General features: G+C 58.2%; 10 protein-coding genes and 1 pseudogene. 1 reads left to right on the plus strand and 10 read right to left on the minus strand.

Annotation, left to right across the window (positions count from 1 at the left end):
• Positions 1 to 13 precede the first annotated feature (13 nt).
• The 10 genes and pseudogenes from ACZ1HM_RS18700 to ACZ1HM_RS18745 all read right to left on the minus strand — a co-directional run bounded on the left by ACZ1HM_RS18700 (position 14) and on the right by ACZ1HM_RS18745 (position 15,611).
• Positions 14 to 883 (minus strand): DMT family transporter, encoded by an 870-nt coding sequence (locus ACZ1HM_RS18700; RefSeq protein WP_472744121.1) that lies wholly within the window; start codon positions 881 to 883, stop codon positions 14 to 16.
• Entirely contained in the window at positions 884 to 1,690 is an 807-nt protein-coding gene (locus tag ACZ1HM_RS18705) for a glycosyltransferase (protein WP_472744122.1), read from the minus strand.
• Positions 1,691 to 1,914: 224 nt separating this feature from the next.
• Positions 1,915 to 6,165 carry a DNA-directed RNA polymerase subunit beta' gene (gene rpoC / locus ACZ1HM_RS18710; protein ID WP_472744123.1) on the minus strand — a complete coding sequence of 1,417 codons (4,251 nt, stop codon included), beginning with the start codon at positions 6,163 to 6,165 and terminating at the stop codon, positions 1,915 to 1,917.
• Positions 6,166 to 6,257: 92 nt separating this feature from the next.
• Positions 6,258 to 10,396: pseudogene (gene rpoB / locus ACZ1HM_RS18715) on the minus strand (DNA-directed RNA polymerase subunit beta).
• Positions 10,397 to 11,349: 953 nt separating this feature from the next.
• Positions 11,350 to 11,724 carry a 50S ribosomal protein L7/L12 gene (gene rplL, locus ACZ1HM_RS18720; protein WP_472744124.1) on the minus strand — a complete coding sequence of 125 codons (375 nt, stop codon included), beginning with the start codon at positions 11,722 to 11,724 and terminating at the stop codon, positions 11,350 to 11,352.
• A gap of 68 nt (positions 11,725 to 11,792) precedes the next feature.
• Entirely contained in the window at positions 11,793 to 12,305 is a 513-nt protein-coding gene (rplJ, locus tag ACZ1HM_RS18725) for a 50S ribosomal protein L10 (protein ID WP_472744125.1), read from the minus strand.
• Between the two features lie 311 nt (positions 12,306 to 12,616).
• A complete protein-coding gene (locus tag ACZ1HM_RS18730; protein ID WP_472744126.1) occupies positions 12,617 to 13,591 on the minus strand; it encodes a glycosyltransferase family 2 protein in 975 nt (324 codons plus the stop codon).
• 125 nt (positions 13,592 to 13,716) lie between these two features.
• Positions 13,717 to 14,415, minus strand: coding sequence for a 50S ribosomal protein L1 (gene rplA, locus ACZ1HM_RS18735; protein WP_472744127.1), 699 nt, complete (start codon positions 14,413 to 14,415; stop codon positions 13,717 to 13,719).
• 1 nt (position 14,416) lies between these two features.
• A complete protein-coding gene (rplK, locus tag ACZ1HM_RS18740; RefSeq protein ID WP_472744128.1) occupies positions 14,417 to 14,842 on the minus strand; it encodes a 50S ribosomal protein L11 in 426 nt (141 codons plus the stop codon).
• A 184-nt stretch (positions 14,843 to 15,026) separates the two neighbouring features.
• Positions 15,027 to 15,611 carry a TetR/AcrR family transcriptional regulator gene (locus tag ACZ1HM_RS18745; protein ID WP_472744129.1) on the minus strand — a complete coding sequence of 195 codons (585 nt, stop codon included), beginning with the start codon at positions 15,609 to 15,611 and terminating at the stop codon, positions 15,027 to 15,029.
• Positions 15,612 to 15,711: 100 nt separating this feature from the next.
• Between ACZ1HM_RS18745 and ACZ1HM_RS18750 the strand changes: the two genes are divergently transcribed.
• Positions 15,712 to 16,860 carry an aromatic ring-hydroxylating oxygenase subunit alpha gene (locus tag ACZ1HM_RS18750; protein WP_472744130.1) on the plus strand — a complete coding sequence of 383 codons (1,149 nt, stop codon included), beginning with the start codon at positions 15,712 to 15,714 and terminating at the stop codon, positions 16,858 to 16,860.
• Positions 16,861 to 16,881 lie beyond the last annotated feature (21 nt).

Consider the following 16,881-nt stretch of genomic DNA (forward strand, 5'->3'; position numbering starts at 1 on the left):
TCAGGCGTGCGCCTTAGCTGCGCGCCGACAGCTGGCGTTCCCGGTAGAAGGTGAAGATACCGGTGCCCACAACGATTGTAGCACCGAGCATCGTGATCAGCGTGGGCCATTCCCCGAAAACGAACCAGCCCAGGATCAGGGCCCAGACCAGCCCGGAATACCGGAAAGGTGCCGTGAACGACACATCGCCCGTGCGCATCACCTGAACGGAAAAGAAATACCCACCCAGAATGAATACCGCCGATGCCACGATATAAAGGGCATTTACGCCGGAGATGGCCACCCAAGGCGCGCTGAGCGATGCCAGCCCAGAGGCGATGGTGACCGTTGCGGCCGTCACCAAGGTGACCGTCATCGACGGCACCTCAGCCGACAGACGGCGCGTCACCAAATCGCGGAAGGTGACCCCCACAACTGCAATCAGCACATATAATGACCACAGGTTAAAACCATCCGCTCCAGGGCGGACAATCAACAGGACACCCAGAAACCCAACGCCCACGGCCAGCATCCGCCGCCAGCCCACCGCCTCGCGCAGGATCAGGGCAGAGGCTAGTGTCACCGCCAGCGGCACCGCCTGCATAATGGCTGTGACATTGGCGATGGGCATGTTGAACAGGGCCGTCAGAAAGAAATATGCGATCACCAGTTCAGACAGAGCCCGCAGGATGATCAGCCCCCAATCCCGGCGGCTAATCCTGAAATGAATGGCCCCCAACCTGCCCCGTGTGGCCAGGATCAGCCCGGTGGTGATTGTGCTGCGCACGAACAATAGCTGGAACAGAGGAATGCCCCCAAGGGTGAGCTTGAGCATCGCATCGTTCAGCGTAAAGCAGGCCATTGAGGCCATCATCAAAAGCGCGCCGGCCAGATTGCGGGACACTCAGAGCCCTGCTAACTGATCAAGCGTCAGGCCAAAGCCTTCCTCAAGCACACGCCGGACACCCCTTGCCCGCAACGCACCGCGTCGCCCCTGCGGCATGGCGGCTGAATCGTTGTCCTGATGCACGGTGCGGATCCACATGGGTTTGCCGACCTCAGTATAGCAATCATAGTACTCCACCAGATTGCGGTGATTGCGGCGGAAGACCGTAGCGTGATCGCCTTTGGGCGTGACCATCGCAAGACCAATGCCCAAGGGCGCCCGCTCATACCATTCGGTGATTGAAGGCTCTGATGTGTTGTCGAGGTAGAGACCACGGTTAAAGGCGATGATAAACGGCTTGTCGTTCACGCGGGCGGGCAGCATGGCATCTGCCACCGCGCGGATGCGCGCTGTGGTCTCGCCATGCATGCCGTCATCATCGTCTTGCCGGAAGGTGGCCATATGGGTGGCATCCGGGTCATCAGGCAGCGCGTTATAGGCTTGCTTGACCGCCTGGATGTGAACCATCGGCGGCAGGGCAACCAAATGCATCGTTGGCACATCGGCCAGCAACACCTCCAATCGGCTGCGCCAGGCATCGGGGAAACATTCGCCGATTAGGACCGCGCAGGTGAAATTCTGATCCTCCTGACGGGCCACGGTGGGCAGGGCCAGTTGTTCAAACAACCGAAACCGCCGTTCAAGCCGGGCCGGATCATAAAGCTGCGCACGCCGGGCGTCCAAATCACTGACGGATTTGGCAAAGCCGTTCTCAGATAGATACGAAAACCGCATCAAGCCTTTGATCTGGGATTTGAGTGTCACTGCGCTGACCTTGGGATTTTCGCGCAAACTACGGGAAATTCGGATCAGGGTGAACCCGCAAGTCTCATGGACCTATCTGGCCCCCTCCTCGCCGCGCCTGCGCGTGGCGCGGGGGTAGGCATCGGGGCTGCATGACGGCCCCGTGCAAGATCACGACCGGGCAAAGAAAAACCCCCGCCGCAGTGCTGCAACGGGGGCTTGAAGCTTTTTATATGCGGGGTGGATTAATCCCGGCTTTCCTCATCGAAATGAGGCTGGCCAAAGATCTCACCGCCGACGATGTCGTTGTCATCGCCCATCTGGGGTGCCGCCAAAGCAGCGGCGGCTTCGGCTTCTTCGCGGCGCGCTTCGATCACGACGTTGTCACGCTCTTGCGCGATGCGACGCATCTTCATGGTCGCGCCACCGGTCCCGGCTGGGATCAGACGGCCCACGATGACGTTCTCTTTCAGACCGACAAGCTTGTCTTTCTTGCCCTGCACAGATGCTTCAGTCAGCACGCGCGTTGTCTCCTGGAAGGAGGCAGCAGAGATAAAGCTGCGGGTCTGCAAGGACGCCTTGGTGATGCCCAGCAAGATCGGCTCGCCCTTGGCCAAACGCCCACCCTTGGAGGCGGCTTTTTCATTGGCCAGATCGAACTCTTGCTTGTCGACATGTTCGCCTTTGAGCAGCGTGGTATCACCAGATTCCCGGATCTCCCACTTCTGCAGCATCTGGCGCACGATCACCTCGATGTGCTTGTCGTTGATCTTCACACCCTGCAGGCGGTAGACGTCCTGCACTTCGTCGATCATGTAATCGGCCAGCGCTTCGACACCCATGATGGACAGGATGTCATGCGGCGCGGGGTTACCATCCATGATGTAGTCGCCCTTCTGGACAAAGTCACCTTCCGCAACCGGGATGTGCTTGCCCTTGGGCACCATGTATTCGACCTTGTGATCCGGATCCTCGGAGGATTCAATCGCGATGCGACGCTTGTTTTTGTAGTCCTTGCCAAAGCGCACATAGCCGTCGATTTCCGCGATGATGGCGTGATCTTTGGGGCGGCGTGCCTCAAAGAGTTCGGCCACACGTGGCAGACCACCGGTGATGTCCTTGGTTTTGGCACCTTCACGCGGAATACGCGCAACCACGTCACCTGCTTTGACGTCCTGGCCGTCATCAACAGACAGGATCGCGTCCACAGACATCGGATAGGTCACAGGATTGCCAGCGTCATTGCGCACAGGCTCACCGTCTTCGCCCACCAGAATGATCTCTGGCTTCAGCTCGTTACCTTTTGGTGCAGCGCGCCAATCGGTCACGATCTTCTGGGTCATGCCTGTCGCGTCATCGGTTTCCTCGCGCACGGCGATACCGCTGACCAGGTCGACAAAACGGGTTGTCCCAGACTTCTCTGCGATGATCGGCAGCGTGTATGGATCCCACTCAAAGAGCTTGTCACCACGGGCAACCATATCGCCTTCTTTGACAAAGAGCGTGGTGCCGTAGCCGATCTTGTGGCTGGCGCGTTCTGCCCCATCCTCACCCGTGATCAGCATCTTCATGTTACGGCCCATCACGATGATCTGGCCCACGGCGTTTTCAATCGTTTGCGCGTTTTCAAAGACGATCTTGCCTTCCTGGGACGCTTCAAGGAACGACTGCTGACCACCCTGCGCAACGCCGCCGATGTGGAACGTCCGCATCGTCAGCTGTGTGCCAGGCTCACCAATGGACTGTGCTGCGATGATACCCACAGCTTCGCCCTGGTTCACCAGCGTACCACGCGCCAGGTCACGACCGTAGCACATGGCGCAAACGCCCTCTTCTGCCTCACAGGTCAGCGGCGAACGGATCCGTGTGGACAGGACACCTGCCTCATCGATGGCATCTGCCATCCGTTCGTCGATCACGGTGCCTTGGGTGACAAGCACCTCATCGGTGCCCGGCTTGAGGATGTCGTCAGCCGCAACACGGCCCAGGACACGTTCAGCCAGGGACGCCACGACCTCACCATCATTGACCGCAGCCTCAGCGGTGATCGCAGTCTCAGTGCCACAGTCATGCATACGCACGATGCAGTCCTGCGCCACGTCCACCAGGCGGCGGGTCAGATAACCGGAGTTCGCCGTTTTCAAAGCGGTATCTGACAGACCCTTACGGGCACCGTGGGTGGAGTTGAAGTACTCCAAAACGGTCAGACCTTCTTTAAAGTTCGAGATGATCGGTGTCTCAATGATGTCGCCGTTCGGCTTGGCCATCAGGCCGCGCATCCCGCCCAGCTGCTTCATCTGCGTGACCGAGCCACGCGCACCGGAGTGGGCCATCATGTAGACGGAGTTTGGCTCCATCTCGGCACCGGCCTCATCTGTGCGTTCCGCAGAGATAGAGCCCATCATGGCGTCGGTGACCTTGTCGTTACACTTTGACCAGGCGTCGACCACCTTGTTGTACTTCTCACCCTGGGTGATCAGACCGTCCATGTACTGCTGTTCGAAATCCTTCACCTGCTCGCGGGTCTCATCAACGAGGCCCCACTTGCTGTCTGGGATCAACATGTCGTCCTTGCCGAAGGAAATCCCGGCCTTGAACGCTTCGCGGAAGCCCATGGTCATGATCTGGTCACAGAAGATGACGGATTCTTTCTGACCGCAGTAGCGATATACGGTGTCGATGACCTGCTGCACTTCTTTCTTACGCAGCAAACGGTTCACCAGAGCGAAAGGTGCCTTGGCATTCAGCGGCAAAAGCGCGCCCAAACGCACACGGCCTGGCGTTGTTTCAAACCGCATCATCACTTCGTTGCCTTCCTCATCAATCTGAGGAATGCGCGCGGTGATTTTAGTGTGCAGGTGCACTTCTCCGGCATCAAGCGCGTGCTGCACTTCTTCCACGGTGCCAAAGATCTTGCCTTCGCCCTTCATACCCTGCCGTTCCAGCGTGGTGTAATAAAGGCCCAGGATCATATCCTGAGACGGCACGATGATCGGCGCACCGTTGGCGGGCGACAGAACGTTGTTGGTGGACATCATCAGCACGCGTGCTTCCAACTGCGCCTCAAGGCTCAGCGGGACGTGCACGGCCATCTGGTCCCCGTCGAAGTCGGCGTTAAAGGCCGAGCACACAAGCGGGTGCAGCTGGATGGCTTTGCCTTCGATCAGCACAGGTTCAAACGCCTGAATGCCCAAACGGTGCAGCGTTGGCGCACGGTTCAGCATCACAGGGTGTTCGCGGATCACCTCATCAAGGATATCCCACACCTCGGGACGTTCCTTTTCCACCAACTTCTTGGCTTGCTTGACGGTGGAGCTGAGCCCCTTGGCCTCAAGCCGCGAGTAGATGAAGGGCTTGAAAAGCTCCAACGCCATCTTCTTGGGCAGACCACATTGGTGCAACTTCAGTTCTGGCCCGGTCACAATCACCGAGCGGCCAGAAAAGTCGACGCGCTTACCCAAAAGGTTCTGACGGAAGCGGCCCTGCTTGCCTTTCAGCATGTCAGACAGCGACTTCAGCGGACGCTTGTTGGCCCCCGTGATCACCCGGCCACGGCGGCCGTTATCAAAGAGCGCATCGACGGATTCCTGCAACATCCGCTTTTCGTTGCGGACGATGATGTCTGGCGCGCGCAGTTCAATCAGACGCTTAAGACGGTTGTTCCGGTTGATCACACGGCGGTAGAGGTCGTTCAGATCAGACGTCGCAAAGCGGCCCCCGTCCAGCGGCACCAGTGGGCGCAGCTCTGGCGGAATGACCGGAATGACTGTCAGCACCATCCACTCAGGGCGGTTGCCGCTCTCAAGGAAGCTCTCAACCACCTTCAGGCGTTTGATGATCTTCTTCGGCTTCAGCTCGCCTGTGGCTTCTTTCAGCTCTTCGCGCAGCTGGTCGGCCTCGGCCTCCAGATCAATCGCGGCAAGCATCTCGCGGATCGCTTCGGCACCGATGTTGGCGGTGAACGCGTCCATGCCATAGGCATCCTGGGCGTCCATATACTCTTCTTCGGTCATCATCTGACCGTAGGTGAGATCCGTCAGACCGGGTTCGATCACCACGTAGTTTTCGAAATACAGCACACGCTCCAGATCGCGCAGCGTCATGTCGAGCATGAGGCCGATCCGGGACGGCAGTGATTTCAAAAACCAGATGTGCGCCACAGGGGAGGCCAGCTCAATGTGGCCCATCCGCTCACGGCGGACCTTTTGCAGCGTGACTTCCACACCGCATTTTTCGCAGACAACGCCGCGATACTTCATCCGCTTATATTTGCCGCAGAGACATTCGTAATCTTTGATCGGGCCAAAGATACGCGCGCAGAACAGGCCGTCACGCTCAGGCTTGAACGTCCGGTAGTTGATCGTCTCGGGCTTTTTGATCTCACCAAAAGACCAGCTCAAGATCCGCTCAGGCGAGGCAAGAGAGACTTTGATCTCATCAAATACCTTCTGAGGGGCGAGCGGGTTGAACGGGTTGTTTGTCAGTTCCTGGTTCATTTTCAAATCCTTGAAAGGGGTGCGTCGGAGAGAAGAGGGCCCGATCTTTGGCAAAAGATCGGGCCGGACCTTTAAAAGGTCCGGGGCTGCCCTTATTCATCCACCTCCGCATCCAGGAGTTCCATATTCAGGCCGAGGCCGCGGACTTCTTTCACGAGAACGTTAAAGCTCTCTGGGATGCCCGCTTCAAAGTTGTCCTCGCCCTTGACGATGCTTTCGTAGACCTTCGTCCGGCCTGCCACGTCATCCGACTTAACGGTGAGCATTTCCTGCAAGGTGTATGCAGCGCCATAAGCCTCCAGGGCCCAGACCTCCATCTCACCAAAGCGCTGGCCACCGAACTGTGCCTTACCACCCAGCGGCTGCTGTGTGACCAAGGAGTATGGGCCGGTGGAACGCGCGTGGATTTTGTCATCCACCAGGTGGTGCAGTTTCAGCAGGTACTTAACGCCCACGGTCACAGGGCGGGCAAATTGCTCACCCGTGCGCCCATCAAAGAGGACGGACTGACCGGAGGAGTTAAAGCCCGCGCGCACCAGCGCGTCGTTCACGTCTGCTTCTTTGGCACCGTCAAAGACCGGCGTTGCGATCGGCACACCGCGTGTGACATTGCCTGCCGCTTCGACCAGCGTGTCCTCATCCATGCCAGAGATGCCTTCGGCATAGACGTCTTCGCCGTAGGCCAGGTTCATCGCCTCGCGCACCGGTGTCAGATCGCCAGAGCGTTTGTACTCTTGCAGCGCCTCATCCACGTTCACGCCCAGACCGCGTGCGGCCCAGCCCATGTGCGTCTCGAGGATCTGACCGACGTTCATACGTGACGGCACGCCGAGTGGGTTCAGACAGAAATCAACCGGCGTCCCATCGGCAAGGAACGGCATGTCTTCCATGGGTACAACCTTGGAAATCACACCTTTGTTGCCGTGACGGCCCGCCATCTTGTCGCCTGGCTGCAGCTTGCGCTTCACCGCGACAAAGACTTTGACCATCTTCATCACACCTGGGGCAGATCGTCGCCACGGCGGACTTTTTCCACCTTGTCGTCGAACCGCGCATCCAAAGCACGTTTCTGGATCTCATACTGTTCGTTGAGGGCTTCGACGATTTTCGCATCGTCTTCATCCTCAAGCGCCAGCTGCCACCACTGACCGCGGGTCAGTTGGTCATCCAGAAGCTCATCGGTGATCACGCTGTTGGACTTGACGCCTTTGGGGCCTTTCACAGCCACCTTGCCCATGATCATCTGGCGCAGACGTGCAAAGATGTTCCGGTCAAGGATCGCCATTTCATCGTCCCGGTCACGGGCCAGACGCTCAACCTCTTCACGTTCAATCTGCAGCGCACGTTCGTCTTTTTCCACACCGTGGCGGTTAAAGACACGCACTTCCACGACCGTGCCAAAGTCACCCGGCTTCACCCGCAAAGAGGTGTCGCGCACGTCAGAGGCTTTTTCACCAAAGATGGCGCGCAGCAGCTTTTCTTCAGGCGTCATCGGGCTTTCGCCCTTTGGCGTGATCTTGCCGACCAGAATATCGCCTGGCTCAACGTCCGCACCGATGTAGACGATGCCAGCCTCATCGAGGTTGCGCAGTGCTTCTTCACCAACGTTCGGAATGTCGCGAGTGATCTCTTCTGGGCCCAGCTTGGTGTCACGGGCGGCGACTTCGAATTCCTCGATGTGGATCGAGGTAAAGACGTCGTCGCGGCTGACACGTTCTGAGATCAGGATGGAGTCCTCATAGTTATAGCCGTTCCAAGGCATAAACGCGACAACCACGTTTTTACCCAGCGCCAGCTCACCCATGTCGGTGGACGGACCATCCGCAATCACCTGACCTTTGCCAACCGTGTCACCCACTTTCACCAGCGGACGCTGGTTGATGCAGGTGTTCTGGTTGGAGCGCTGGAATTTGCGCATGCGGTAGATGTCTACGCCAGCATCGCCCAATTCCAGATCTTCGGTGGCCCGGATCACGATCCGCGAAGCATCGACCTGGTCGATCACACCCGCACGGCGCGCCATGATCGCAGCGCCTGAATCGCGGGCCACAACCTCTTCGATGCCGGTGCCGACAAGCGGTGCTTCGGCTTGCAACAGCGGCACGGCCTGACGTTGCATGTTGGAACCCATCAAGGCGCGGTTCGCGTCGTCGTTCTCAAGGAACGGGATGAGCGAGGCAGCAACAGAGACCAACTGCTTGGGGCTGACGTCAATGAGGTCAACGCTGTCCACCGGTGCGAGGGTATAATCCCCCTGCTGGCGGGTGTTGACCATCTCGTTCTTGAACTTGCCCGCGTCATCCAGCGTCGCGTTGGCCTGCGCCACGGTGTGGCGCATTTCCTCAGTTGCGGACATGTAGTGTACTTCGTCCGTAACCTGGCCTTCTTTCACCACGCGGTAGGGCGTTTCAATGAAGCCGTATTTGTTCACCCGCGCAAAGGTCGCCAGAGAGTTGATCAAACCAATGTTCGGTCCTTCCGGCGTCTCAATCGGGCACATCCGGCCATAGTGCGTCGGGTGCACGTCGCGCACCTCAAAACCCGCACGTTCGCGTGTCAGACCGCCTGGCCCAAGCGCAGACAGGCGGCGCTTGTGCGTCACCTCTGACAGCGGGTTGGTCTGGTCCATGAACTGGCTGAGCTGTGAGGAACCGAAGAATTCGCGTACAGCTGCGGCCGCAGGTTTCGCGTTGATCAGATCCTGCGGCATCACGGTGTCGATCTCAACGGAGGACATCCGCTCTTTGATCGCGCGCTCCATGCGCAGCAGACCCACGCGGTACTGGTTTTCCATCAGCTCACCGACAGAACGCACGCGGCGGTTGCCGAGGTGGTCGATGTCGTCAATGTCGCCACGACCGTCCCGCAGATCCACCAACGCCTTGATGCAGGCCACGATATCTTCGCGGCGCAGCGTGCGCTGGGTGTCTTCTGCGTCCAGATCCAGACGCATGTTCATCTTTACCCGGCCAACGGCGGACAGGTCATAACGCTCCGCATCAAAGAACAGCGTGTCAAAGAGCGCGCTTGCCGCTTCAACGGTGGGCGGCTCGCCCGGACGCATCACGCGGTAGATGTCCATGAGCGCCGTGTCGCGGTTCATGTTCTTGTCCTGCGCCATGGTGTTGCGCATGTAGGGGCCGACGTTGACGTTATCGATGTCCAAGAGCGGGATTTCGGTGAAACCTGCATCAACCAGCTCTTTGGCGGTGCCGCCAATCAATTCGCCGTCTTTGTCGTACTCCAGCGTCAACTCATCCCCGGCTTCGACATAGATCGCGCCGGTTTCTTCGTTGATGATGTCCTTGGCCGCGAACTTGCCCTGGATGTGATCAAAGGGCAGCAGCAACTCGGTCACTTCGCCTTCATCGATCAGTTTCTTGACCGCACGGGGCGTGACCTTCTTGCCGGCTTCAAACAGGATCTCACCGGATTTCGCATCCACGATGTCATAGGTCGGACGGGTGCCGCGCACACGCTCAGGGAAGAAGGGGGCAACCCAACCCTTTTTCTTCTCCAGCTTGTAGGTCACCGTCTGGTAATAGGCGTCCATGATCGCTTCTTGATCAAGACCCAGCGCATAAAGCAGCGTGGTCACCGGCAACTTGCGGCGACGGTCGATGCGGGCGAAAACGATGTCTTTGGCGTCAAACTCAAAATCCAACCAAGAGCCGCGATAGGGAATGATCCGGCAGGCAAAGAGCAGCTTGCCCGAGGAATGCGTCTTGCCCTTGTCGTGGTCAAAGAACACGCCAGGAGAGCGGTGCATCTGGCTGACGATCACACGCTCCGTGCCGTTCACGATGAACGTGCCGTTTGGCGTCATCAAAGGCATGTCGCCCATGAACACGTCTTGTTCCTTGATGTCCTTGACGGACTTGGCGCCGGTGTCCTCATCCACATCAAACACGATCAGGCGCAGCGTCACCTTCAGCGGCGCGGAATAGGTCATGTCGCGCTGCTGACATTCTTCCACGTCGTACTTGGGCTTTTCCAGCTCGTACTTCACGTATTCCAGGATGGACGTCTCATTGAAGTCCTTGATCGGAAAGACCGACTGGAACACGCCCATGATACCTTCGCCATCTGTAGGCTCAGGCATATCGCCGGAGTTCAGAAAGAGGTCATAGGAGGATTTCTGCACCTCAATGAGGTTCGGCATATCCAGAACTTCACGGATTTTGCCATAATATTTACGTAGACGTTTTTGGCCAAGGAACGTATTTGCCATGCGGTTTTCGCACTCCATCTTTGTATGATCGCACGCGGTGGGGCTGAACCGGCGCGAACCGTCAAAGATCGAAAAGAAGATCTATACCTGCACACCGGCCCAGAGGTGCGCGCCCGATCTTAATCTTTCCTAAAAAACCGCCGGTGTTCGCGTTTTGGGGCGGCTTTTTGCGAAAGATTGGAGGGAGTTATGTGAGGTGCCTGCTCCTGCCTGTTCATACGACGCAAAAAGCCGGGCGCGAATCGTCGCTCCCAGCGGAGTTTGTGATTTAGGCGGTATGGGGAGGGAGTGCAAGAGGGGTTTGCGGGGACAGAGTGTGCCGTGCGAGGGGGGCTGCGTCAAGGGGGTTGTTTGACTTAGGTAAGATGGCGGGTTTTGGGGCCGCTTCTACCAGAGCTGCGCATTGCAGGAATATCAGCCCTGTACCAAACAACCGCCGTGTCGCCCTAACGCGGTAGGTTAACGAGCGACTTGTGTCACATCACAGTTAGGGAACTGAGGCGGCGGTTTCATTGCTTCGTTGGCCAACGCCGGCATTGGCGCAAACACAGCGTATTGGCGCGTGCCCTGAAAAACCCTAGTCTAGAGCTTTCCAGCACTGCGCCACCCTGATCCTGTCCAATTCAAAAATACCTGTGGTGTTATTGCCAATCAGACATTGATCCCCGCCCCGGGGGACCAGGGGCATCAGCCAACAGTGCCGCGCCAGGCGTTCCACCGGTCTGGTGTGATGGCCGTTGCAAACACACCTTGGAGGAAGTGCGATCTGCTTGGCCACCATTGAATGGCGACGCGCAATGTCAAGAGATGCCAGCCCAACGCCTGACCCACCAAACACTATTGCCGCGCGTCCTTTGCAACGCACCCGCACCACCAAAAAGCAAAAAACGGCGGCCCCTTTCGGAACCGCCGCTTCTTTTCCAATGAGCGAGGAAACCCCCGCCCGAGCAGGCTTAGGCCAGCTCGACCTCGGCGCCAGCTGCTTCCAGCTTGCCTTTGATGTCTTCGGCTTCCGCTTTGTCGACACCTTCTTTGATCTTGCCACCGGCTTCGACCAGGTCTTTGGCTTCTTTCAGGCCCAGACCAGTGATGCCGCGTACTTCCTTGATCACGTTGATCTTGGAGGCGCCTGCGTTCTTCAGAACGACGTCGAATTCGGACTTTTCTTCCGCAGCGGCACCGCCGCCATCAGCAGGGCCCGCCATCATCACAGCGCCGCCAGCAGCAGGCTCGATGCCGTATTCGTCTTTCAGGATGGTTTTCAGTTCTTGTGCTTCAAGCAGGGTCAGACCAACGATCTCTTCTGCCAGTTTCTTCAGATCAGCCATGTTTAGCTCTTTCCGTTAATGTTTGTGTTCCAACGCGTTGATGTTCAACACGCCGATAAGACGATTGCTTACGCAGCCTTGTCCTCGATGGTGGACAGGATGGATGCGATGTTGCTTGCAGGTGCGCCGACCGCGCCAGCGATGTTGGAGGCAGGTGCGCCCAGCATGCCTGCGATGGTAGCAATAAGCTCCTCGCGCGAAGGCATCTTGGACACGGCTTCCACACCGGCGACGTCCAGAGCGTTCTCACCCATAGCACCGCCCAGGATCACCAGCTTTTGGTTTTCCTTGGCGTATTCCTGCGCCACCTTGGCCGCGGCCACAGGATCTTCAGAATAGGTCAGAACGGTCATACCCGTCAGAAGGTCGCTAATGCTTTCGCAAGGGCGGCCTTTCAGGGCAATTTTGGCGAGCCTGTTCTTGGCAACACGTACAGCACCGCCCGCGTCACGTGCACGTGCGCGAAGGTCCTGCATTTCAGCAACTGTCATACCGACGTAGTGGGCAACCACAACGACGCCAGAGCTTTCAAAGATCTGGCCAAGCTCTTCGACCAGTGCTTCTTTTTGTGCTCTATCCACAGTTTCACTCCAGTAAGGGAGGGTTTCCCCTCCGGCTCAGTTTTGCCGGGGGCCTTGTGTGACACCCGACATTTCGGGTCCTTACGGGGGTCTGCGCATTGCTGCGGATAGGCCTATGGGCGCATCCGAAGAAATTAAGCGTCTTCCCGTCTCAGGCAGGAATTATGTTGGCAAATCCCAACACCCACCGTCTCGGACGAAAAGCACGAAAGCGCGACGAATCGCGCTTGGGTACTTGAGCAGGGAATTACCCGCTTCGGGTTTGTTTTCCAACCCCTTCTTTGCGGGCCTGCGCCAAACCCGCGCCAGGGTCAGGCGGCGTATTGCGTGATGCCTGATGTGGCCCCCGGATCGGGCACCGCCTGGGCCAGCGCGCGGGTGCGCTGCGCATCTATCTCAAAAAGCGCCCCATGGGCGGCCAGAACCTGCCTGCGGCTGGCGTCAAAGACATGCAGCTTGGCATAGATCTCTTGCAGCGTGGGTTCAGGATCAGCCAGGGCAAGCGCGTCTTGCAACACCGCGCGGCTGCGTTCGGTAAACCCGCGCGACGACAAACGCCACGGCAACTTGGCCCGCCAAACGGCATAGCCCTGATCAAAGAAATGCAACAGATGTGCGGCCTCTTCCGGCCCGATGATCCGGTCCATCAGCCTGCTGCCATCCGTGCCTTGCAAGAAATGTTGCCGCACAAAGACGCCTGGGATACCCACCCGAGAAGCCGTCTTGCCCACGCGGTGACCGCTAAGACCGTGCCGCATGACCATCAGCCCCGCCCTGTCTTCATAAACAGCATCCACCGCCTCACGGCTCATTGCCAGGCGAAACTGGGTGGCATAGTGCGTATCCGGGGACTGGATGTTCTCCGCTGGCAGCACTGTGACGGACCGGATGTCCTTTGGCGTGCGCTCCAATTCTTGCTGCAGGGTGCGGCCTTCGAGATGCACAAACTCATCGCCATCCACGGTCATGAACCAGCCATCCGACAGGCTTTTATAGACAAAATCCATCGACCGATTTTGACGCCGGGTGAAACGGGCGTAGGGCGAAATCTCAAGCGCGCCCCAAAACTCGGCCGAACAGGGCACACAATACACCTGAGGGAAGGGCTCAAGTGCTGCAATTGCCGGATCTGCCGGATCATCAAAACAAATCACGATCTGATCTGCGCCCTGGCGCAAATACCACGTAACGAATGCCATGGTCATGCCAATCGTTTCGCGCATGACCGCGGCAACGGTCAGCCCTGATAGATCGGCATGCGGAAGGGATTGGGTGTCTGCCCGCATCGTTTCTGCCTCTGGTTTTATTTTTTGCAACCATGGCGCGCAGCGGATCTCAATGCAAAAAAGGCGGACCGATTGGCCCGCCTTTTGCTTGAAGTGTTTCAATCGCGCCACAAGGCGCGTCAGGCTTATTCGCCTGCTGCGTTATCCACAGAGATCGACACGCCTGGACCCATTGTGGAGCTCAGGTTGATCTTTTTCATGTATGTGCCCTTGGACCCGCTTGGCTTGGCCTTGGCAACGGCACCCACGAAGGCGCGCACGTTTTCAACCAGCTTGGCTTCGTCGAAAGACAGTTTGCCGATGCCGGCGTGCACTACGCCACCTTTTTCAGCTTTGAACTGCACTTCGCCGCCCTTGGCCGCCTTTACCGCGTCAGCCACATCCATGGTGACGGTGCCAACCTTTGGGTTTGGCATCAGGTTACGAGGGCCCAGCACCTTACCCAGACGGCCCACGATGGGCATCATGTCTGGCGTTGCAATGCAGCGGTCAAATTCGATGGTGCCGCCCTGGACGGTTTCCATCAGATCCTCTGCACCCACGATGTCTGCGCCAGCTTCCTTGGCTTCATCCGCCTTGGGGCCGCGTGCAAAAACCGCAACGCGCATGGTTTTACCTGTGCCGTTTGGCAGGCCAACCACGCCGCGCACCATCTGGTCCGCGTGGCGGGGATCAACACCGAGGTTCATCGCAACTTCCAGCGTCTCGTCGAACTTGACCTTGGAGTTGCCTTTGATCAGCGCCACAGCTTCTTCAACTGTCACGTCTTCTTTGCCGGCAAATGCTTCGCGGGCGGCGGTTGTACGCTTACCTAGTTTTGCCATCTTACTTCACCTCGATGCCCATGGACTTCGCTGAGCCCAGAATGATCTTCATGGCCTGCTCCACGTCGTTTGCGGACAGGTCGGCCATTTTCGCTTCTGCAATCTCGCGCAGCTGCTTGGTGGTCACGGAACCGACAATCTCACGAGAGGGGTTGTTGGCACCAGACTTCAGCTTGGCAGCTTTCTTCAGGTAATAGGACGCAGGTGGCGTCTTGATGTCCATGGTAAAGGACTTGTCCTGATAGTAGCTGATCACGGTTGGGCATGGGGCGCCCGGCTCCATGTCGCCTGTCTTGGCGTTGAACGCTTTACAGAATTCCATGATGTTGATGCCGCGCTGACCCAGCGCAGGACCAACTGGTGGGGATGGGTTTGCTTGTCCCGCAGGGATTTGCAACTTCATCGTACCGACGAGTTTCTTGGCCATTGGCCTTCTCCTTTCCAACGCTCTTTGGACGCGTCCGCCGAGCTATGTGTTGTGTGGTCCGGGTCGGGTGCCGCGGCCCCCTCACCTCCCACAAGAATGAATCGCCCGAAGACGATTGCTGCGTCCTAACGAGGGGCTGTTGATATTGCAAGGGAAAGCATGCGTGTGCCCCAATGCAGGTTGGTTATACAGGCTGGTGCAGGCGCGCCACGGCATCGCGGATCGCTGCATCATACTGCTGTGCCATCTCCTCCGCCATCTCTGCGCCGTACATGCCCGTGATCGTGGGGGCTGAGATGGCCAGGTACTGCAGCAACCCGATCATCTGCGACACCCAAGCCATGCGCTGTGCTTTTGACCAGTTCTCAGCGGGCGTTGCGCGCAGCAATTCTTCCACCTGATCCAAATAGGGTCTGAGCGGCCATTTTCGGGCTTTCTCATCACTGTCCAAAAGTGCGCGCACCACCAGTCGGATGTCATCTGGCCGTTCAAGTGCTGCGCGGCGAAAGGCCAAGAAGTAGGCCAGCAAATGGGCCGCCGGATCATCCTGCCGCACATCTTCCACCGCTTGGCTCAAACGGTCTGCAAGTGCTGTTAACACGTCCGCATAGAGCCGTTCTTTGGTGCCGAAAAAATGTAGCAACGCCTGTTTGGTCACCCCAGCCGCAGAGGCGACAGCGGCCAGGCTTGTGCCGTGATAGCCCGCTGCCGCGAATTTCTGCGCGGCGATGGCGATATAGGCGCGGCGGGGGTCTTCGGCCTGTGTCATGGCGGGTCCTTTCCACGCACTCCCCTACCACAGGCTTGACGCCTTACCAACCGGTAAGTTACTTACCACTCGGTAAGGGCAAGACGCAAAGGAGGACACCATGGACCGCGCAACTGAGATCAAGCTGATCAAAGAGATCATCGGCCTGGCCGAGCAAAAGTCGGCATTTCTGGATCCTGAGATCGCGCATTCCCCAATCGCGCGCTACACCAGTGCTGAGCGGTTCGAGCGTGAGAACGCGATGATTTTTCGCCGAAAGCCCGTGGTCGCAGCGCATAGCTCAGAACTGGAGGGAGAGAACGCGTTCCTGACCCGCCGTTTTCTGGACCTGCCGCTTCTTTTGGTCCGGGATGCAGACGGCAAAGTGAGCGCGTTTTTGAATGTCTGCCGCCACAGAGGGGCCGTGTTGGAGCGCGAGGCCAAAGGCTGCAAACGGGTTTTCACCTGCCCTTACCACGCCTGGAGCTTTTCCAATGACGGCGCATTGCGGGCTGTGCCGCAGGAAAAACAGGGCTTTCCTGACCTGCCACGCGCCGAACGGGGCCTGCGCCGCCTGCCCTGCACCGAAGCCCATGGCTTTATCTGGATCATCGCCAACCCCGAAACGGCGGATATGCCGGACATCGATACATGGCTGAACGGCCTTGGTGACGACTTCCGCTGGATGGGCCTGGCAGATCACCGCATCGCGGTGATGGACACTGTGGAGATCAAGGCGAATTGGAAAGTGTTGATGGAAGGAGGGCTTGAGGCCTATCACTTTCGCGTGGCGCACAAGAACACGATCGCGCCCTACTTCCCCGACAACCTGCTTAGCAACCAGATGTTCGGGCCGCATATCCGCGCGATCCTGCCCCGCATTGCAATGCCTGACCTAAGCGACACGCCACAGGATTCTCGGGACATCCGGCGCGACGCCAACCTGCTTTATGCCCTAACACCCAATGTCCAGCTGCTGGTCCAACAGGATCACGTGATGCTGTTTCATTTTGAACCAAAGGCGGTGGATTTGACCCACATCCGCATGGCCACGCTGGTGCCGCGCAGCGCACCCGACACCGACGAGATGCAGGCCCATTGGGAAAAAAACCAGAAGATCACGGTCACCGCACTGATGGAGGATTTTGACCTGGGCGCCGAAATCCAGTCCGGCTTTGCCTGTCGTGGAAATCCCAGCCACCTTTTTGGCCGGTTTGAAGGCGCTTTGAACCGCTTCAACCTGGTGGTGGAGGAAATGCTGGCGGGCTGACCTGCGCTATCCCCTCAGACG

This window comes from Sulfitobacter sp. GN1-4, from assembly GCF_055693825.1.

Coding starts and splice junctions, on each gene's coding strand:
- rpoC (WP_472744123.1), bottom strand. CDS start 6,165: ATGAACCAGGAACTGACAAACAACCCGTTCAACCCGCTCGCCCCTCAG.
- rplA (WP_472744127.1), bottom strand. CDS start 14,415: ATGGCAAAACTAGGTAAGCGTACAACCGCCGCCCGCGAAGCATTTGCC.
- ACZ1HM_RS18750 (WP_472744130.1), top strand. CDS start 15,712: ATGGACCGCGCAACTGAGATCAAGCTGATCAAAGAGATCATCGGCCTG.
- ACZ1HM_RS18745 (WP_472744129.1), bottom strand. CDS start 15,611: ATGACACAGGCCGAAGACCCCCGCCGCGCCTATATCGCCATCGCCGCG.
- ACZ1HM_RS18730 (WP_472744126.1), bottom strand. CDS start 13,591: ATGCGGGCAGACACCCAATCCCTTCCGCATGCCGATCTATCAGGGCTG.
- rplL (WP_472744124.1), bottom strand. CDS start 11,724: ATGGCTGATCTGAAGAAACTGGCAGAAGAGATCGTTGGTCTGACCCTG.
- rplK (WP_472744128.1), bottom strand. CDS start 14,842: ATGGCCAAGAAACTCGTCGGTACGATGAAGTTGCAAATCCCTGCGGGA.